Origin of the sequence: Pseudomonas khorasanensis (assembly GCF_014268505.2) — a bacterium.
Lineage (GTDB): Bacteria > Pseudomonadota > Gammaproteobacteria > Pseudomonadales > Pseudomonadaceae > Aquipseudomonas > Aquipseudomonas khorasanensis.
Genome location: NZ_JABWQP020000001.1, coordinates 681,005 through 701,545 on the forward strand (window position 1 = coordinate 681,005; position 20,541 = coordinate 701,545).

Here is a 20,541-nt window from a genome sequence, read left to right on the forward strand (position 1 = left end):
TGAGAGACGGACGTGACCGATGTCGCGTTTCAGACGACTTGAATGCCGTTCTGCACCCATAAGTGGTGGCTCGGATCCTCCTGTGCCGTGTATTGAACATAGTCGATGCCATCGGCCTGTAGCGTACCGTCTGCCGTCCAGCCATCGGTCATGTGCACGCTGTCCTTGCTGTCCCCCTTGATCAGCAAGGTGTTGTTGTCAGCGGAGGTAATGGCCACCAGATCGCTCAGGTTCAACGTCAGCGAAACTGCACTGGAATGGCTTAAGTCGAGCACCTCGACGTTGTGGATTCGGCTCTGCAGATCGCCGAGATTGATCGCCACATCGCCGCCGGCCCAAAGCAGGCTGTCGGTGCCGCTGCCGCCATCGACCGAAGTGAACTGCTGGTCGGCGATGATCAGCGTGTCGTCGCCGGCCCCGCCTTGCAGCGAAACAGCGCCGCCCTGCGAGCCGTCCAGCGTGTCGTTGCCGTCAGTGCCCTGGATCAGCTCACTGCCAGCGGCGTTCGCCAGACCCACGTCATCGCTGGCCAGTGCCGAGAACGCGGCGGTGGCGAACGCCCCGGCCTTGTTCAGGTCGATGGTCAGCGTGGCGGTATCGACGGTGCCGTTCGGGTGCGTCAGTTGGTAGGTGAACGTGTCTTCCTGGCCAATGACCGCATCGGTCAGCCCGGGCTTGAGTGTGTAGGTGTAGTTACCGTTGGCCTGGACCAGCAGCGAGCCGTAATTGCCGACCAGCGTGACGCCGTTGTAGCCCGGCGCGACATAGCTGCCCGCGACCAACACGCTGAGCAAGGTGTAGACCGAGCCCAGTACATCGGCGCCGCCGCCTGCGGTGTCGGTGAGCAGGTTGCCCGACACCGGTGTGTAGCTGCCGACGACAAACTGGTTGGTGTAAGTCGCCACGTTGATCAGGCTGGTGTTGACGCTGGTGAGCAGGCCGAGGCCGCCCACGGCCACCCTGACCTGGTAACTGCCGGCCGTCTGGTCGTCAAACTTGATGCCGTAGTTGCCGCCGCCCAGATTCAGCAACGCGTTGCCGCCGTAACTCTTGACCAGCACGTACTGGTTGGTGGCGGTGTTGAGCTTGTACAGGCCCACCGTCATCGAACCCAGGAGGGCCAGCAGGTTGCTCGAGTTGACCACCACGGTGAGGTCGCTGACGGTATCCGCCGCGACAACCGTGTTGTAGTTCCCGCTGCCACCGCCCAGCAACACGTTGAAGGTGCCGAGATTAGAGTTGCTGGTGACTTCACGGTTGACCAGCGTGACGTCTGTCGAGGCGATGTCCGGCGTGGCGTCAACCACCAGCGCGGGACTGCCGAGGTTGGCGTCATTCCACACTTCGGTGGCCTGCGGACTGTCGATGCGCACGTAGAGGTTGGCCGTGTCGCTCAAACCGTTCGGGTGCACCAGTTGGTAGTTGAAGACATCGACCTTGCCGACGCTGCCGACACTGCCGTTTGGCGTGTAACTGTAGTTGCCGCTGGCATCGATGGTCAGCGTGCCGTACAGCCCTTGCACGGTGGTGCCGGCGCCAGCACTGACAAATGCGCCGTTCTTGAAGATCTGCAATTGGGCGCCGTTATCCGGGCCGGTCTGGTCAGCCGTGCCATCGACGCCGACGTTGGTGATGACGTTGCCCGTCACCGCCGGCCCGGCGACACCGTTGAACTGGGTCAGGCTGCTGACGTCCAGTTGCAGCTGCGTGTTGACCGTGGTCAGCACGCCGATACCGGTGCTCGACACCGTCAGTCGATAGTCGCCCGACAGCAGATTGCCGATGTCCACCCGCACGCCCTGGCCGGTCAAAGCAATCAGGTCGAGCAGACCGCCGCTGCCGTTGACATCCAGGGTGACCCAGGTGCCGCTGGCATTCTTCACTTGCAGCGTATAGACCACGCCGTCGAGCAGCGAAATCAGGCTGCTGGTGGTCAGCGTCAACGTTGGATCGAGACGTGAACCACTGGCCACGCTGAACGTGAAGGTCTTCGAGAACCCGGACAGCAGCGTAGTGAACGAGTCGTTGAACGTCTGCGACGCGGTCGCCGGGGTCAGGGTGACAGTGCCGACGGCCAGATTGTCGCTGGCGACCACCGGCGCGTTGACATCGATATCCGGCGCGGTGACGTTGGCCGCCACCGAGACGTTGCCGCGAGCGTCGCTCAGGCTGACGGTGAGTTTTTCACCGTTGATCTGCGCGCTGTTCAGGACGATGGTGAACACGCCGAGATTGTTGACCGTACCGGTTCCCAGCACGGTGCCGGTGGCCGACTTGATGGTCACCGTTGCGCCGGCCTCACCAGTACCCGTGACGCTCAGACCATCAACCCCGACCAGTAGAGCCCCGGCGGCGGCCGGAGGAGTCAGGTCTGGCGCCGTCGCGGTCGCCGCCGCCGAAACATTGCCGCTCGGATCCGCCTGGGTAACGCTGAGCACCTGGCTGTTGATCTGTGCCGAGGCCAGCACCACAGAGAAGCTGCCGTTGGCGGCGACGGTCGCGGTGCCGAGCACCACGCCGCCAGCGCCCCGCACACTGATGGTCGAACCGGGTACGCCGACACCGGTCAGCAACGTGCCGCTGCCATTGACGGTGACGCCAGTCGGGGCGCCGGGTGCGGTGACGTCCGGTGCTGTCAGGCTCGCATTCGGCGACAGGTTGCCGGTCGGGTCTGCGAGTCGGACGGTTAACAACTGCCCGTCCAGTTGCGCCGTGTTGAGGTTGAAGCTGAACGTGCCGCCAGCGCCCACGGTTCCGGTGCCTAGCAGAGCACCGCCCGCGCCATAGACGTTGACTGTCGCACCCGGTTCGCCGACGCCGCTGAGGGTCAGGCCATTGGCAGCGAGGACCAGGCCGCTGGCCGCGACCGGCGCCTGCACATCGGTCGCCGTGAGGTTGAATACCGGCGACAGATTGCCCGCCGGGTCTGCCTGTTGAACGATCAACTGTTGACCGTTGAGCTGGGCGCTGGACAGTTGAACCGTGAAGGCGCCCCCGGCATTGACCACGGCGGTGCCCAGCACGGTACCGGCCGCGTTGGTGACGCTGACCGTGGCGCCGGCTTCGCCCGTGCCACTGACCGCCAGCCCGGTACCGTTCAAGGTCACATTGCTCAGCGGTGCCGGCGCGGTCGTGTCGGTAACACTAAGGTTGACGGATGGCGAAACATTGCCCGCCGCATCACTCTGACTGACGCTCAGCTGTTGCCCGTTGAGTTGTGCGGACGACAATGTCACCGAGAACGTGCCGTTGCCCGCGACCGTCGCAGTGCCCAACACCGTTCCACCGGCACCGCGCACCGTCACGGTGGCGCCGGCTTCACCGAGCCCTTCGAGCAACAGTCCCGCGCCGTTCAGCACAAGAGCCGTCGGTGCGGTGGGGGCGGTGATGTCTGGTGCGGTGACGGCCAGACCGGGCGAGGTGTTCGTTGCCGCGTCGGTTTGCACCGCATTGAGCACCTGGCCGTTCACCTGCGGCGTATTGAGTTGCGCGCTGAAGGTGCCATTGGCGCCGACCACTGCATTGCCGAGCACCACGCCGCCGGCGCCAGTGATGGTGACCGTTGCGCCGACTTCGCCGCGACCGGTGACCAGTGTGCCGCTGGCATTGACCGCCAGATCACTGAGTGGCGCGGGCGCCGAGGTGTCACCAGCGGTGATTTCACTCGGCAGCGAGGCGCCGCCCAACGGCGTGTTTGCGGTGACTTCGAGGCTTTCACCATTGGTTTGCGCTGGCGTCAGAACGACGCTGAACGTGCCATCAGGCCCCGTGACGCCGGTGCCGATCAGGCTGGCATCAGGACCGTAAACGTTGATGGTGGTGCCGACTGCCGCCGTGCCGGACAGCGTGAGGCCATCACCGGTGAGAGCAAGATTGTCCGGCGCATCTGGCGCCGGGACTGCCGGTACCGTCAGGTTGGCATCCGCGGACACGTTGGTAGCGACGTCCGTCTGGTTTACGGTCAGCACCTGGCCGGCGGTGATGCCCGGATCCAGGTCGATCAGGAAAGTGCCGTTGGCCGCGACCGTACCGCTGCCGACCACGTTGCCGAGCGCATCGGTCACCTCGACACTGGCGCCCGCTTCGCCACGACCGGCCAGTTGAGTCAGGTCAGCGCTGATCACAAGACCGGTGACGGCATCGGGTGCGGTGTTGTCAGCCGCAGGGTAGAGCAGGGTCGGCGATGCGTTGTCGAACGCATCCGTCGCGATCACCGACAGCAACTGACCGTTGGCCTGGGCGGGATTGAGCGTGACGGTGAAGGTGCCATCGCCCAGCGTCACCGCAGTGCCCAGCAACGTGCCGTTGGCCGACAAAACCGTCACTGTGCTGCCCGCTTCGGCAGTCCCCGCGAGCAAAGTGCCGGCGCCCGTCAGCGAGGTGACGATTGGCTCCAGCGGCGCGGTGATGTCCGGCGTTACAACAAGTACCGGCTCGGACAGATTATTGGCGGCGTCGGCCTGAACCACGGACAACGTCCTGCCGTCCAGTTGCGCAGCGGCCAGCGTGACGCTGAAAGTGCCGTCTGCGGCCACCGTCCCGGTGCCAAGCACAACCGCGCCATCACGCACCGTGACGGTCGCACCGGCTTCACCGGTACCGGTCACGGTCACGCCGTTCTGGCTGACTATCAGGTCGGTGACTTGCAGCGGATCGGTTTCATCCGGTGCTTGCAACGTCTGCGTAGGCGACGTGTTGGACGCGAGGTCGGTCTGATTGACGCTTAACACCTGACCGTTCAGTTGCGCTGCGTCCAGCGTCACGCTGAAGGTGCCGTTGGCGGCAACCGTTGCGCTGCCGAGCAAGGTGCCGGCCGCATTGGTCACGCGCACAGTCGCCCCGGCTTCACCGGTACCCGTTACCGTCAGCCCGTCGGAGCTGAGCACGCTCACAGGTTGCGCGGGCGGCGTGACGTCCGGTGCGGTGACGGGGGCAGCGGGGGAAGGATTGCCAGCCGCGTCGCGCTGGATGACCGACAAGGCTTCACCGTTGAGCTGCGGCTGATCCAGGGTCACGCTGAAATTGCCATCGGCCCCGACGGTGCCGGTGCCGATGATGGTGCCAGCTGCATTGGTCACCACTACTTGGGAGCCGGCCGCGCCGGAACCGGTGACGAGGCTGCCGCCAGCGTCGATATCAACGTTGGTCAACGCAGCCGGCGGGGTGCTGTCAGGCGCCGCCAGCGTGCCGGCCACGGACGAATTGCCGGCTGCATCTTCAAGCACCACGAAAACCGGTTCGCCGTTGGTCAAAGCCGGCACCAGGGATACCTGGAAGAGGCCGTCGCTGCCGACTGTGGCGGTGCCGACAACCGTACCATCGGCCAGCGTGACGCTGACACTGGCGCCGACTTCGCCGCTGCCGGTGAGCACGTCTCCATCACCGTTGAATTGCAGACTGACCGGTGTAGCGGGCGGCGTCAGATCCGGTGCGGTGACTGTCACCGGCGCGCTGACGTTGCCGGGCGGATCGGCCTGCTGCACGTTGAGGATTTGTTCGTTGATCTGCGGCGGCGTCAGGGTCACGCTGAACGAGCCGTCCGCGAGCACCACGCTGGTACCGAGCAAGGTGCCGTTGGCATCCTGCACCGTCACGGTCGCGCCCGGTTCGCCGGTGCCTGTGACGAGCGCACCCGAAGCATTGATCTCGACGTTGGCCAACGGGTCAGGCGGGGTGAAGTCCGGCGTTGTCAGGCTGACGGCAGGGGAGTCGTTGCCCACGGAATCGGCCTGCACGACGGTGATCACTTCAGCGTTGGTCAGCGCGGGGTTCAGCGTCAGCGTGAACGTACCGGTCGGGCTCACGGTGGCGGTGCCGAGCACATTGCCGTCACTGTCGATGACCCTGACTTGCGCGCCCGCTTCGCCGCGTCCGGTCAATGTCGCGCCGTCACCGCCGATGCTCAGTTGCGACACAGCCGCTGGCGGTGTGCTGTCAACCGAGGTGAACGGCGTCGCCGCCGAGGTGTTGCCTGCCGCATCCGTGAGCGACACCGTCAAGGCCTGGCCGTTGGCTTGCGGCGTGGTCAGCGTGATCGCAAAAGTGCCGTCGATGCTCACGGTGCCGGTGCCGACCAGCGTTCCCGCCGCGTTGAATACGTTGACGGTGGTGCCGGCCTCACCGGTACCCGACAACACGCTGCCGTCATTGGTAACTGCCAACGCCGCCGGCGCGTTGGGTGCAATAAGATCCGGCGCGGTCAGGTTGACGCTGTTGGATTCGTTGCCGGCGGCATCGGCCTGGCTCAGGCTCAGCGTCTGGCCTGAGGTTTGCGCCGGGCTGAGCGTGACGCTGAAGGTGCCGTTGGCCGCCACCACGGCGCTGCCGAGCACAACGCCGCCGCTGCCGAGCACGGTCACGGTGGCGCCCGCTTCACCACGTCCGGTCAGCGCTGTGCCGTTGGGTGCCAGGCTCAGTTCGCTGAGTGGCGTTGGCGCGGCGATGTCGGCGGCGGTGTAACTGGTGGGCGATGAGTTGATGCCCGTGCCCGATGTTGCCACGGCCGACAGCTGCTCGCCGTTCACTTGCGCGGCGTTGAGCGTGACACTGAACGTCCCGTTGGCGGCAACCAGCGCACTGCCCAGCAACACGCCGGAGGCATTGCGAATGCTCACGGTGCTGCCAGCCGTCGCGGTCCCGGTCAGGGTCAAGCCGTCAGCGCTGAGCGCCAGAGCGGTCGGCGCGCTTTCAGCCAGATTGCCCGGCGCGGTGACGGGCGTCGCCGGTCCGGTGTTGCCGGCGGCATCGATCTGCACGACCGAGAGGGTGGACCCGGCCGCAGCGGCCGGAGACAGCGAGAGGCTGAAGCTGCCGTTGCCGCCGACCGTTGCGGTACCCAGCAGGTTGCCGCCGCCGTCGCGCACTTCAACGCTGGCGCCGGCTTCACCTGTACCCGTCAGTGTGGCGCCATTGGCGCTGACCGCCAGATTGCCGGCCGCCACGGGAGCCGTGGTATCGGCGGCATTGACGATTGCCGGGGCGGACGGATTGCCCGCCGCGTCACTCGCCGTCACGTTCAGCGCCTGGCCGTTGGTCTGCGCACTGTTGAGCGTGAGTTGGAAGGTGCCATTGGCGGCCGCCGTGGTGGTGCCAAGTACATTGCCCTGGCTGTCGCGCACGGTCACGGTGCTGCCTGCCTCGGCGTTGCCGGCCAGTTGCAGGCCAGCGGCGTTCAAGGTCAATGCGCTCGGCGTGGCCGGTGCGGTCAAGTCTACCGAGATCACTTCAACGGCCGTCGACACATTGCCCGGTGGGTCTTCCTGCGTGACCGTCAACACCTCGGCATTCAGTTGTGGCGTGTTCAGTGTGACGCTGAACGCGCCGCCGCTGCCTACCTGCGCCGTGCCGAGCAAGGTGCCGTCGGCGCTGCGCACGGATACGGTGGCGCCGGGCTCGCCGCGACCGGTCACGGTCACGCCGTCGGCATTTACCGCGACTTGAGTCAGCGCGGCCGGCGGGCTGATGTCGGGCGCGTTGACACTCGTTGCAGGCGAGACGTTGCCGGCAGGGTCGGTCTGGCTGATCGCCAACGCTTCGCCATTGGTGGGCGCGGGCGCCAGCGTCACGCTGAACGAACCGTCCGCACCCACCACGGCGCTGCCGAGCACGGTGCCGCTGGCGTTGGTGACGTTGACTGTCGCACCGGCCTCACCGGTGCCGCTCAGTGTGCTGCCATCGGCGCTAATCAGTGGGCTCTGCACGGCGGCTGGCGGAGTGCCGTCCACGGTAACCACGCCTGTGGAGGGCGACGTATTGCTGTTCGCGTCGGTCAGAGTGACCTGCAAGGTTTCGCCGGTGTTTTGCGCGTTGGGCAGGGTGACCTGGAAGTTGCCGCTCTGATCGACCAGACCGGTCGCCAGCACGTTGCCGGCTGCATCGCGCACGGTCACGGTGCTGCCCGCTTCACCCTGGCCTTTGACGACGGTGCCGACGTTATTGATGGTGACACCGGTGGCGGCGGCTGGCGGCTGCAGGTCGGTGGCGATGATGCCGGCCGGCTGCGAAAGATTGCCGGCGGCATCGCTCTGAATCGCGGTGAGTGCCTGGCCATTGAGCTGCGCCGGCGTCAGTGTCAGGCTGAACGTGCCGTTGCTGGCCACCAAAGCGGTACCCAGGACGGTGCCATTGCTGTCGGTTACGGTCACTGTGGCGCCGGCTTCACCTCGGCCGGTCAGCACACTGCCGTTGGCATTGAGCGCGAGATTGGTCAAGGCGTCCGGAGAGGTGCCATCGGCAGCCGTGATGGTGCCAGGCACCGATACGTCACCGTCTGGACTGGTGGCGGTCACTTGCAGCACTTGCGCATTGATCTGCTTGGCATTGAGCAACAAGGTAAAACGCCCGGAGTCATTGATCAGTCCCGAGCCGAGTACAACGCCATTGCTGCCGGTCACGGTCACCGTGCAACCGGGCGTTCCGGCGCCGGTCAGGGTGAAACCGTCGGCGCTCAATGACAGATCGGTTGGTGTTGCAACCTGTGTGTTGTCGGGACCTGCCAGAGGCACCGCCGGCGAATTGTTGCCGCCGGCGTCAGTGCTGATCACCTCGAGGTTACTGCCAGTGCCCGCAGCGGGAGCGAGTGTGATGACGAAGCGGCCATCCGCCCCTGCGGTGCCGGAGCCCAACACGCTGCCGCCGGCAATACTGACGGTGACCGTCGTTCCGGCCTCCGCAAGCCCCGACACCTGGTCACCCGACGGGTTGATCGCCAGATCGCTGACAGCCGTCGGTGGGGTGCTGTCCGGTGCGTTGACCGTGCCTGGCAGCGAAGAGTTGGCGCCGTCCGACACCACGACCTGCAACACTTCGCCATTGGTCTGCGCGGTCCCGAGATTGACCGTGAAGGCGCCATTGCCATCGGCCGTCGCGCTGCCGATGACGTTGCCGTCGTCGCCGATGACCTGAACCGTGTTATTGGGCTGCGTCGTGCCGGTGACCGTGGCGCCCGCCGGATCGATGATCAGTCCGGTCGGTGCTGGCGGGGCAGTGATGTCCGGTGCGGTGACCGGGGTAACCGGCGAGGGCAGGGCACTCGCGTCGGTCTGGATAACGCTCAACACTTGGCCATCGAGCTGAGCCGGGCTCAGGTTGACGGTGAAACTGCCGTCATTGGCAACCACCGTTGTGCCGAGAACCGTGCCATCCGGTGCACTGACCGTGACCGTGCTACCGGCTTGCCCGGTCCCGGTCAACGTCACGCCGTTGCTGCCGAGCACGACATTGTCAGGCGCAAGCGGCGCGGTACTGTCCGCCGCCGTCAGCGGCGCATTCGGGGACACGTTCACGCCATCCGATTGGCTCACTTGCAGTTGTTGGCCGTTGACCTGTGGGCTGTTCAACGTGACGGAAAACGCGCCGGTGCCGTCGACGGTCGCGGTGCCGAGTGTATTGCCGGCCAGATCCTTGACCGAAACCGTTGCGCCAGGCTCGCCGGTACCGGTGAGTGTTGTGCCCGTTGCATCCAGCGCCAGATTCGACGGGGCGGCAGGGGCCTGAATATCGGGTGCCTCAACCGGCACCGCTGGAGAGGCCGAGGTCGAGCCATCGGTCTGCACGACGCTGAGGTTCTGGCCGTTGGTTTGCGGGGAGGACAAGCTGATTTCGAAACGGCCGTTGCTGCCAACTACGGCAGTGCCCAACACCACGCCACCTGCGTCGGTAACGGTAACGGTCGCGCCTGGCTGACCCGCACCAGTGACCACTGCACCATTCGCGGAAATGGTCACATCGGACACCGCAACTGGCGTGGTCAAGTCGGGTGCGGTCACGTTGACAGGCGCCGACGGGTTGCCGTCAGCGTCGGTCTGAATCACTTGCAGCTGTTGCGCGTCGGTCTGGGCAGTGGTGAGGTTGACGGTGAAGTTGCCGTCGGTACCGACCGTGCCGGTGCCAATGATATTGCCTGCCGGATCACGCACGGTGATCGAGGCGCCCACTTCACCCTTGCCGGTCAACGTCTGCCCTTGTGCATCGAGCGTGACGTCGGAAACCGCCGCCGGGCCTTGAGTATCTGGTGTCACGTAGGGCAGCGGGGCGGACGTATTGCCAGCGGCGTCGCTGGCAGTGATCTGCAACGTTTCGCCGTTGTTCTGGGGGGGGCTCAATTGCACGGTGAACGTGCCGTCCGCTGCGACCACCGCCGAGCCGAGAATATTGCCGTTGGCATCGCGGATCGTGACGGTCGACCCGACCTGGCCGCGTCCTTTCATCTGCGTGCCATCCACGCTCAAGACAATATTGCTCGGCTGAGTCAGGCCGTCCAGATCAACAGCGATGATGGTCACCGCCGGCGAAGGGTTGGCAGCTGCGTCGGTTAGCTGCACGCTCAATGCTTGTCCATCGATTTGCGCTGTGCCGAGCTGCACTGTAAACGAGCCATCGGCTGCGACCAGCGCCGTGCCAAGCACCGTCCCTTGGGCGTTGGTGACGCTCACAGTACTGCCAGGCTCACCACGGCCAGTGAGCGACAGGCCGTCGCTGCTGACGGCCAGATCCGTCGCGGCGCCGGGGCCCGTGATGTCAGGCGCATTGAAGGGCACGGCCGGCGATTGCACACCCAGGCTGTTGAGCGCAACGACGCTGATGACCTCGCCGTTGGCCTGCGCCGGGCTCAGCGTCACGGTAAAGGCGCCGTCGGCACCCACCGTGGCGCGCCCGAGCACGTCACCGTTCGCCGCACGAACTTCGATGGTGGTACCGGCCCTGGCGGTACCGGTCAGTTGGCTGCCGTCACCGCTCAAGCCCAGATTGGCAGGTGCCTGCGGTTCAACAATGTCCGGCGCACTTACGGTTGCGACCGGCGATGCATTCCCCGCCGCATCGGTGGCGCTGACGGTCAGCGGCTGGCCGCCCGTTTGTGCCGGACTGAGCGTGACACTGAAGGTGCCGTCCGCCGCCACAATGGCACTGCCCAGCAGGGCTCCGTCGGCAGCGCGCACCTCAATGGTTGCACCGGCTTCACCGGTCCCGCCAAGTTGTGTGCCATCGGGGCTTACAGCGAGATTGGCCGGCGCTGTCGGCGCGGTCGTGTCCGGCGCGGTGACCGAACCCGGTGTGGACACGTTCCCGGCAGGGTCGGTGAGCGTGACGTCGAGCGGTTGGCCATTGGTTTGCGGAGTGCCCAGTTCAACCTGGAAACTACCGTCAGCACCGACGGTTCCGGAGCCCAGAAGGTTGCCCGCCGCATCGCGTATGGACACGACGCTGCCAGGTTCACCGAAACCACTCAACACCCGACCATCGGCCGACAAGGTCAGCCCGGTCGCAGGCGCGGGGGGCGTCGCATCGCCGTTGCCACCGCCGCCGCCACCACCTCCGCCGCCTCCCGCTGCGGCGGCTGCACCGCCCGCACCCAACAGGCCGAGCCCGGCGATCGCCCACGCAGGCGTCGCTCCATCAACCACACCGACACCGGCGATCAGTTCGTCAAGCGATTCGATTTCGTCGAAGGTGAAACCATTGAACGGTTCGGCGTTGTAGCGCGCCTGCCATAACGTGGCATCGTCGCCCTGAAACACAATGTCGTTAGGGACACCGTCAGGGCTGGTGACGAAGAAATTGGTGATTTTGATCTGCTCGCCATTCTTCAGATTGACGATCAGATCCTGACCGCTACGGCTGGTTGAAGCCAGCTGCTCGGGGCTCACCGGCATTTGTACAACTGAAGGCTGATTGAGCTGAACATTGCCCCAGTTTTGGGCAGTGAGCTGAGAACTGGATTTGTCGGCGATGACGATGTTGTCCATTACTACTCCCTGTAAAGGTATCTGTGGACGTCCACGGCGGGTTTTAAAACCATAGATAGGGAGCGCTTGACGGGGTTGCCTGATATCTGGCGATTGAGCAGATGAACGATCACAGTGTTGTTATTACGTTGAATTAAAAGGGAATAATAATTTTTACCGTTTGTCGGAACGCTGGATCCAACCCATTCTGAATGAAACAAAATGTGTCATTTATGACATTTGCCTAAAGGCCGGAGCATGAGTCTGCACAGCTGATGGTTGGGGTGATGGCGAAGCAATATCGAAACCTGCCACGCCTGCGAGATGCGTGGGGTTAATCACTCGCCAAAAGGTATTAATGACTAAGAGCAAGAGTCGAGACGGGCGTTGTATAAGAATCTGATCTGGCGTGATTCTCTACTTTGAGGAGCATCTTTTGGGCAGCAATCAGTTAATGCGCTGCCTATTGATCGCCGAAGTGATCGAACGATATCCATGGCGCATTGATCAGTGATGCTACCGGGATGCTGATCAAACATGTGCGGTGCCCCGGGATAGACATGAAATTCCACGGCTACACCCGAACGAGACAAACGCGTGGCGAAGGCAATGTCCTCTTCAAGGAACAAATCCAGCGCCCCGACCGAAAGAAATGTGGGTGGCAGATCGCTCAGGTCTGTCTGCAGCGCGGGTGAAAACCAGCCGATGCGCTCGTCATCAAGTGCGTAGGTTCCGCGCAGGGATTGCCAGCAGAATTGGTTGGCCTGGGGCGACCAGCCAATGACTCCCGTCGTGCTGTTTTCGTGGGGCGAGTGTGCGCTGCCCGAACGGTAATCCAGCATCGGATAAATCAGCACCTGACGGGCGATGGGATATTCGCCTCGGTCGCGCGCCACAATCGCCAGCGCTGCCGCCAGGCCTCCACCGGCGCTGTGGCCCATGACGACCAATTTGCCGATGTTGATATCGAGCGCCTGTTGATTCGCGAAAATCCAGCCGAGCGCCGCATAACAATCTTCCAGTGGAACCGGGAAGGGGTGTTCTGGCGCAAGGCGATAATCGACGGCGACGATAATCGTGCCTAGTTCTTCGGCTAGACCGGCCAGATATTCGTCGGCCATTTCAGGTCGGCCCAGGACAAAACCTCCGCCGTGGATATAAAGGATCACTGGGCAGGTTTTACCCTGTTTCGCGACCTCGGGCTGGTAGAGGCAGAGTCGCAAATCCTCGCCGTCGTGACTTTTTGCCCAGGCGCTTTGGCAACGCGCTTGTTCGGCGGATTTGAAACCTGCGTGGACCCGTTTGCGGATGCCCGGCAGTGTCAGCAGCGACCAGGCTTCGGCGTCGCAGGTCAAGAAACTATGGAACGCAGGATCAAGCAGTTCATGAGGTTTCAACGTTTTGCTCCTTTTGCAGAGTGACGAGGCGCCCCCGAATCGAAGCGCCTTTCACGATGGCGCTACAACCAGGCCTTGATCTGGGCGCACACGGCGGTTGTCGAGATGCCGTATCGGTCGTGCAGCGTCGGCAATGCGCCCGCGTCCAGGAAGGCGTCGGGCAAAGCGATTTGCCGGAACGTCGGCGTCACGCCGTTGCGCAGGAGCAACCCGGCGACAGCTTCGCCGAGGCCGCCAATGATCGAGCTGTTCTCGGCCGTAACCACCAGTCGCCCGGACTTGCGCGCTTCGGCCAGAAGGGTCTGTTCATCCAGTGGCTTGATGGTCGGTACGTGCAGGACGGCAACGTCAATGCCGTCTGCCTGCAGTTGCCTGGCCGCTTCCAGTGAGCGCATGGTCATCAACCCGGTGGAGATGATCAGGACATCATTGCCGGTGCGCAGGGTCTTGGCTTTGCCGATTTCGAACTGGTAGCCGTACTCGTCCAGCACCAATGGAACGTTGCCCCGCAGCAAACGCATGTAGACCGGTCCCTGGTGCGCGGCGATGGCCGGCACAGCCTGTTCGATTTCCAGCGCATCGCAGGGATCGACGATCATCAGGTTGGGCATGGCGCGGAAGATCGCCAGGTCATCGGTGGCCTGATGGCTAGGGCCGTAACCGGTCGTGAGGCCGGGAAGACCACAGACAATCTTCACGTTGAGATTTTCTTCGGCGATGGCCATGCAGATGAAGTCATAAGCGCGACGCGACGCGAACACGGCGTAAGTCGTGGCGAACGGCACAAAGCCTTCGCGGGCCATACCGGCGGCGGCGCTCATCAGCAACTGCTCGGCCATGCCCATTTGATAGAAACGATCCGGGTGCGCCTTCGCAAAGATGTGCAGGTCGGTGTACTTGGACAGGTCGGCGGAAAGACCGACGATGTCCGCGCGCTGATCCGCCAGGGCCGCCAGTGCGTGGCCGAACGGCGCCGATCGGGTCGCCTGGCCTTCGGAGGCAATGGACGCGATCATCGCCGAAGTGGTCAAGCGCTTTTTGATCGGTTCGCCCGTCGAAGTCGGAGTGTTTGCGGCGTTGCTCATTGGTTCTTTCCTTCTTCAAGGTTGCTCAGTGCCAGATCCCATTCGTGCTCTTCCACGCGAATGAAGTGGGTTTTCTCCCGGGTTTCCAGAAACGGCACACCTTTGCCCATTTTGGTATCGCAAATGATCACGCGCGGCTGGCTGCCCGAGTGATTGCGCGCGGCATCGAACGCGGCGACCAGCGCGTCGAGGTCATTGCCATCGACGCGCTGGGTGAACCAGCCGAACGCTTGCCAGCGATCGACGATGGGCTCGAACGAGAGGATTTCGCTGGAGTAACCATCGGCTTGCTGGTTATTGACGTCGACAATGGCGATCAGGTTGTCGAGCTTCCAGTGCGAAGCCGACATGACCGCTTCCCATGTCGAGCCTTCGTTCAGCTCGCCATCCGACAGCAGGTTGTAGACGAAGGAGGGCGAGCCCTTGCGCTTCAGCCCCAGGCAGGCACCGACCGCGATGCCCAATCCCTGACCCAGCGAGCCGCCGGTGATTTCCATGCCCGGGGTGTAGGTGGCCATGCCTGACATCGGCAGGCGGCTGTCGTCCGATCCGTAGGTTTCCAGTTCATCAAGCGGGATGATTTCGGCTTCGATCAGGGCCGCGTACAGCGCAATGGCGTAATGGCCGATGGAGAGGTAGAAGCGATCGCGCTGCTCCCATTCAGGGTCTGCCGGGCGATGGTTCATCGCATGAAAGTAAGAAACCGCGAGCAGGTCGGCAGCGCCGAGGGCCTGGCCCACATAACCCTGGCCCTGAACCTGGCCCATGCGCAACGCGTGGCGGCGAATGTTGTGCGCGCGCTCCGCCAGGCTAGTGGGTGCAGCGTGTGAAAGATTAGTCGTCATGATGAAACTCCGTTAAATCAACGATTGACCAGGGCGGCGGGAATACGCAGGACCAGGCTGGCGCCGAGGAACAGCACACCCGTGATCAGGTACATGCCGATGGCGCTGGAACCGGTCACTGTGGTGATCCAGCCAATCAGATAAGGCGAGCAGAACCCGGCGAGGTTGGCGAAGCTGTTGACCGCGGCAATGCCGGCAGCGGCAGACACCCCTCCAAGCAACGTGGTGGGCAGCATCCAGAACAGCGACGTGGCGGACAAAATCCCGGACGCGGCGAGGCAGAGACTGAGGATGGACAGTGTCGAGTTGCCGCCCATCATTGCAGCCAGGCTTAAACCGACAGCGCCGGCAATCATCGGCACGATCAGGTGCCAGCGGCGCTCGCGGTGTTTGTCACCACTGCGGCCGACCAGCAGCATGGCGACGATGGCACACAGATAGGGCAGGCTGGTCAGAAAGCCGATGTGCAGCGGGTCGGAAACCCCGGCATTACGCACCAGCGTCGGCAGCCAGAAAGTTATCGCGTACTGCCCCATCACGACGCAGAAGTAGATAGCCGCCAGCAGCCACAAACGACGGTCACGGATGAACTCGCCGACCGATGCGTGGGTGACTTTGTGCTGGTCGTCTTCGGCCAGTTCGCGGGTGATCAGGGCTTTTTCTTCGTCGTTCAGCCAGGTGGCCTGATGCACGCCGTCTTTCAGGTAGCTCAACACCAGCAGCCCGACGACGACGGTGGGCACCGCCTCAAGGACAAACATCCATTGCCAGCCTGCCCAGCCATGCACACCGGCAAAATGGTTCATGATCCAGCCGGAAAGAGGGCCGCCGACCATGCCCGAGAGCGGAATGGCGATGAACCACAGCACCGTCATGCGGGCCCGGCGGTAGGACGGAAACCAGTATGTCAGGTACAACAACAGGCCCGGTGCCAGACCGGCTTCGGCGATGCCGAGCAAGAACCGCAGGGCATAGAACTGCCACGCGGTTTCGACGAAGGCGAACATGGCCGAGACGATGCCCCAGGTGATCATGATCCGCGCGATCCACACGCGCGCACCGACCTTGTGGAGGATGATGTTGCTGGGCACTTCGCAAAGGAAATAGCCGATGAAGAACACGCCGGCGCCCAGTCCGTAGACCGTTTCGCTGAGGGCCAGATCGTTCATCATTTGCAGCTTGGCGAAGCCGACGTTGACCCGATCCAGATAGGCGCACAGGTAGCACAGCATCAGGAAGGGCATGAGGCGCCACGCCGTCTTGCGATAGGCGGAAGAGCGCACGGTCGAAACCGCTTCGAGCGACAGGGTAGTCATGATGGTCTGATCTCTTGTTTTTATTGACCGCCAGGCCTCAGGCCCGGCTGCGTCATCGATCCAGAACCGCACGGGCCGCGCAGGCCCGCCCAGAGGTACTCAGTGAATCAGCATGCCGCCGTTCACATCGAGGGTGATACCGGTCAGATAAGAGGATAGGTCGCTGGCCAGGAACAGCGCGGCGTTGGCGACGTCCTGCGCCTCGCCCAGGCGACCGAGGGGAATGCCTTCGATGATCGCGTGACGACGCTCATCCTGCATCAGGCCGCCGGTGATGTCGGTGTGAATCAAACCGGGCGCGATGGAGTTGACGCGAATATTGTCCGGCCCCAACTCCCGCGCCATGGCTTTGCCCAGGCCCAGCACACCGGCCTTGGCCGCGCTGTAATGAGGGCCACCGAAAATGCCGCCACCTCGTTGGGCAGACACGGACGACATGCACACGATGCTGCCGCAAGACTGCTGACGCATGAGCGGAATCACCGCTTGCGACATCAAAAGGGTGCCGCGCAGGCTGACGTCGAGCACCTTGTCGTAGTCCGAGGGGCGAATGTCGAGTGTCTTCAATGGCTGGGTGATGCCGGCATTGTTGACGAGGATGTCGATGCGGCCGAAGTGTTCGATGATGGCGGCAACGGCCTGCTGAACCTGCGACTCGTCGGCGACATTGGCGGCCAGTCCGAGATGACCTTCGCCCAGTGAGGCGGCGGCATCACGCGCAGCAGATGCATCCAGATCGAGGATGACGACATGCGCGCCGTGCTGCGCGAATGTGGTCGCCGTAGCGCGACCGATGCCACGGGCAGATGCGGCACCGGTGATGATTGCGACTTTGCCTTGGAGAAGCATGGAGGGTTCCCTCAGATTGTTTTTATCAGGTCGATCCGTGAAGAACCGATGACTCAGCTTGTCCTCCGAGGGGGTGTTGAGCAATAACGCGAAAGTCACTCAATGCTGAAAAAAATTCAGCACTCGTCAAGCCACCTCGCAGATGATTGAATCAAACCCAGCCAATCATTATAAAAAACGCAGCGGAGTTCCCATGCGCGCTGATACAGATGCACCAATGATCCTGCCACCGCTGAGAGCAATTCAGGCCTTCGAGCAAACGGCTCGCTTCGGTAACGTTGCCCGGGCAGCTGAAGTGCTTGATTTGACGCCTTCGGCGGTCAGTCACCAATTGGCCAAACTCGAGGGGATGATCGGCCGACAATTATTTGTCCGAGCGGCGCGCGGCGTGTCCCTCACCCCGGTGGGCGAGCAGTACCTCAAAGAAGTCTCGGGCATTCTTCATAGCCTCGCCGTCGCCACCGAGCGGGCGGCCAGCGATGTCAGCCTTGACTGTCTTCGCCTGCACTCATCCCCCAGCTTCGGCCTGCTCTGGCTGATGCCGCGCCTGGAGGCCTTTCGTGCAAGTCACCCGGACATTCAGATCAACCTGTCATGTTCCTATGAATCGCTGCATTTCAGTCGCGACAAGATCGACGTCGATATCCGCCACGGGCTGCCCAACTGGCCGAGCTATGAAGTTCGCACGGTCAGGAATGAAAAATTCGCGGTGCTGACTTCACCCAAGCTGCTCGCGCAACGCCCTGTCAGGGGGGCGCCGGATCTGCTTGATTGTGATTTGATTCTGTCGGAAGCCACGCTGCTGAAATGGCCGCAATGGTTTGCCCAACATGGTTTGGCGCGACCGGAGCGGCCCTATGCGCTGAGCTTCGACCGCTCCTACATGTCGTTGGAAGCTGCCAGCCATGGACTGGGATTCGCTTTGGAGAGCACGTTGCTCGCGCAAAAATATCTGGCCGCTGGCACTTTGGTTGAGGTCGCCCCTCAATCACTGAGCGCGTCGGTGGCCGCGCATCACCTGGTGTTTCCAAAAGCGCATTCCGGCTTCCCGCGTGTCAGACGATTTCTGGCATGGATGGAAAGTGAACTGGGGCACGAGTTCGCGTATTGAGCGGTGGCGTCTTCACCCGGCCAGGCGCTGATTGGCTTGCCCGTTAATTCTTTCAAACTCTGCGAACGGCTCAAGGTCAACCCATTACCAGATCGTTCGTAATTGCCAGAGGTGAAGGAATGGATAACTACCACATCAAGAAAAACCAGCAACGTTGGGAGCTTGTCAAAGAGGGCGCGCAACGCGCCTCTAAAGCTGCTGCTACCAAAGCTGAAATCACTCAGATCGCCAGTGAGTTTCTGCAGGGCAAAACCGCGTCTTTGAAAATCCACAAAGAGGACGGGACGATCCAGGAGGAACGCACATTCCCGCGCGCCGCCGATCCCCGAAAGACCAAAGGCTGATCAAAAGGACCTGATTATGGTTATTGCATGCTTGGGATGGGGATCGCTGATCTGGAAGCCCGACGGCTTGCCGCTTGCGAGCGAATGGTTTTCGGATGGGCCACACGTGCCCGTCGAGTTTGCGCGAGTCAGTGACAGCGGCGAGCTCACCACTGCGATATGCGTGAATGGGCCTCCCTGCAAAGTGCTTTGGGCGGTACTGGACGTCGATAACCTCGACGAGGCCCGTGAGGCCCTGCGTCTGCGCGAAGGAATTCCTCAGGACTGGCCCCATGGCATCGGCAGTTTTACCCCTGGCACCTCCGCTGTGGGGGTAATGGCCGAATGGGCGATCCCCCGCGAGTTGGACGCAGTGATCTGGACCGCGCTGCCGCCCAGATTCAAAGATGTTGAAGGTCTGGTTCCCACTGCCAATGACGCGGTATCCCATCTGGCCGGTTTGAGCGCAGAAGCCTATGAGCAGGCCCGTAACTACGTCGAACAGGTGCCTGCGCAAATCGATACACCCTATCGACGCGAGATCATTTCAAGGCTTGGGTGGAAATGATGAGCGCCGAAAGCCAGGCCCGAATCGCCGCTATCTTTGAGCAGTTGCTGGCGCTCAGAGAGAGCGTCAATAGCCTCCAGCAGATGGAAACCGAAACAGTCGGCGCACTTCGTGGCCATCAAACCGTGGATCCCTGCGAGGCGATGAACCTGGTGTTTCGAAAGCTCAACGACGACATCGCCAGCATGGAGGAAGCGTTGGCCACGCTTGCTGAAGCGACGGGCGATGTACCGAAGTTATAGGGCCGTTCTCAAAGCCGCGGCAACCCACAGATCCAATGTGGGAGCGAGCCTGCTCGCGAAAGCGGAGTGCCAGTTGCAGATGAATCGCCGGCAAACTCGCTTCCAAGGTTTATGGCTGTACACAATCCAACGGGGCGAAACCATCTGTCCGTTTGCGTTAGCCGGAGCCATCGCCCGGCGGCGATCGATCCACCCGCAGCGCATCCACTACCAGCGAAAAAGCCGGCGACGGTTGTCGGCGGCTGGGGTAGTAGAGGTGGAAACCACTGAACGGTTCACACCAATCTTCCAGCACTCGGACTAGCCGACCTTCGGCCAGATGCGGGCTGAATTCGTCTTCCGGCAGGTAAGCAATGCCCAGCCCGTTCACGGCGGCGTCGGCGATGTGAACGGTGGAGTTGAACACCAGTTGGCCCTCCACGCGCACCTTCAGTTTTTTGCCCTGACGTTCGAATTCCCAGGCATCGACGCCATCGTAGGTCGGGAAACGGATGTCAATGCAACGGTGCGCGGCCAGATCGCGCGGATGTTGCGGGGCAGGGTGGCGGGCGAAGTAGTCGGGGGCGGCGACCACGGCCATGCGCACAGGCGGGCCGATGGGGACGGCGATCATGTCCTGGGCGACAGTGCCGCTGAAGCGCACGCCGGCATCGAAGCGGTCGGCGACGATGTCGCGAAAGCCGTAATTGATGTCGAACTCGAGTTTGATGTCCGGATACTGCAGCAGCAACGGCGTGAGTCTGGGCAGCAGGGTGGTCTTGATAATGCTGTCGCCGCACGTGATCCGCACGGTGCCGGCGGGTTTGTCGCGCAGCTCCGTCAAGGCGTCCAGTTCGGCTTCTATCTCATCAAAACGATGACCCACGGTGTGCAGCAATCGTTCGCCGGCCGCTGTCAGCGAAACGCTGCGCGTGGTGCGGGTCAGCAGGCGAATCTTCAAGCGGGTTTCCAGTGACGAGACGATCTGGCTCACCGCCGATTGGGTCACGCCTAGCTGCACCGCCGCGCGGGTAAAGCTGCCGCTACGGGCGACCGTGACGAAGGCCAACAGGTCGTTGAAATTGGGTTTGGCCATGACAAAC

At 62.9% G+C, this 20,541-nt stretch carries 11 protein-coding genes; 4 read left to right on the forward strand and 7 right to left on the reverse strand.

Annotation, left to right across the window (positions count from 1 at the left end):
- Nucleotides 1–29: 29 nt before the first annotated feature.
- The 6 genes from HU727_RS03310 to HU727_RS03335 all read right to left on the reverse strand — a co-directional run bounded on the left by HU727_RS03310 (nt 30) and on the right by HU727_RS03335 (nt 17,215).
- Nucleotides 30–11,744, reverse strand: a complete 11,715-nt coding sequence (locus tag HU727_RS03310; protein ID WP_186528258.1) for a BapA/Bap/LapF family large adhesin — start codon at nt 11,742–11,744, stop codon at nt 30–32.
- 341 nt (nt 11,745–12,085) lie between these two features.
- Nucleotides 12,086–13,120: an alpha/beta hydrolase gene (locus HU727_RS03315; protein ID WP_186528259.1), complete on the reverse strand. Its 1,035-nt coding sequence runs from the start codon at nt 13,118–13,120 to the stop codon at nt 12,086–12,088.
- A 62-nt stretch (nt 13,121–13,182) separates the two neighbouring features.
- Entirely contained in the window at nt 13,183–14,205 is a 1,023-nt protein-coding gene (locus tag HU727_RS03320) for a transketolase family protein (protein ID WP_186528260.1), read from the reverse strand.
- On the reverse strand, nt 14,202–15,050 hold the full coding sequence (locus tag HU727_RS03325; RefSeq protein ID WP_186528261.1) for a transketolase: 849 nt from the start codon (nt 15,048–15,050) through the stop codon (nt 14,202–14,204). The genes HU727_RS03320 and HU727_RS03325 overlap by 4 nt, the downstream gene beginning before the upstream one ends.
- A gap of 17 nt (nt 15,051–15,067) precedes the next feature.
- Nucleotides 15,068–16,366: an MFS transporter gene (locus tag HU727_RS03330; protein WP_186528262.1), complete on the reverse strand. Its 1,299-nt coding sequence runs from the start codon at nt 16,364–16,366 to the stop codon at nt 15,068–15,070.
- A gap of 99 nt (nt 16,367–16,465) precedes the next feature.
- Nucleotides 16,466–17,215 carry an SDR family NAD(P)-dependent oxidoreductase gene (locus HU727_RS03335; protein ID WP_186528263.1) on the reverse strand — a complete coding sequence of 250 codons (750 nt, stop codon included), beginning with the start codon at nt 17,213–17,215 and terminating at the stop codon, nt 16,466–16,468.
- Between the two features lie 193 nt (nt 17,216–17,408).
- Here HU727_RS03335 and HU727_RS03340 point away from each other — a divergent pair, with 193 nt between their 5' ends.
- From HU727_RS03340 to HU727_RS03355, 4 genes are all read left to right on the forward strand, one after another.
- Complete coding sequence (locus HU727_RS03340; RefSeq protein ID WP_186529232.1) at nt 17,409–18,326, forward strand: LysR substrate-binding domain-containing protein; 918 nt, start codon at nt 17,409–17,411, stop codon at nt 18,324–18,326.
- A gap of 119 nt (nt 18,327–18,445) precedes the next feature.
- A complete protein-coding gene (locus tag HU727_RS03345) occupies nt 18,446–18,670 on the forward strand; it encodes a DUF2188 domain-containing protein (protein WP_186528264.1) in 225 nt (74 codons plus the stop codon).
- A 163-nt stretch (nt 18,671–18,833) separates the two neighbouring features.
- On the forward strand, nt 18,834–19,217 hold the full coding sequence (locus HU727_RS03350; RefSeq protein ID WP_225919764.1) for a hypothetical protein: 384 nt from the start codon (nt 18,834–18,836) through the stop codon (nt 19,215–19,217).
- Nucleotides 19,214–19,459: a hypothetical protein gene (locus tag HU727_RS03355; protein ID WP_217847126.1), complete on the forward strand. Its 246-nt coding sequence runs from the start codon at nt 19,214–19,216 to the stop codon at nt 19,457–19,459. Before HU727_RS03350 ends, HU727_RS03355 begins: the two co-directional genes overlap by 4 nt.
- A gap of 157 nt (nt 19,460–19,616) precedes the next feature.
- On the opposite strand, the gene HU727_RS03360 is transcribed toward HU727_RS03355, so the two are convergent.
- Nucleotides 19,617–20,534, reverse strand: a complete 918-nt coding sequence (locus tag HU727_RS03360; protein WP_186528267.1) for a LysR family transcriptional regulator — start codon at nt 20,532–20,534, stop codon at nt 19,617–19,619.
- Nucleotides 20,535–20,541 lie beyond the last annotated feature (7 nt).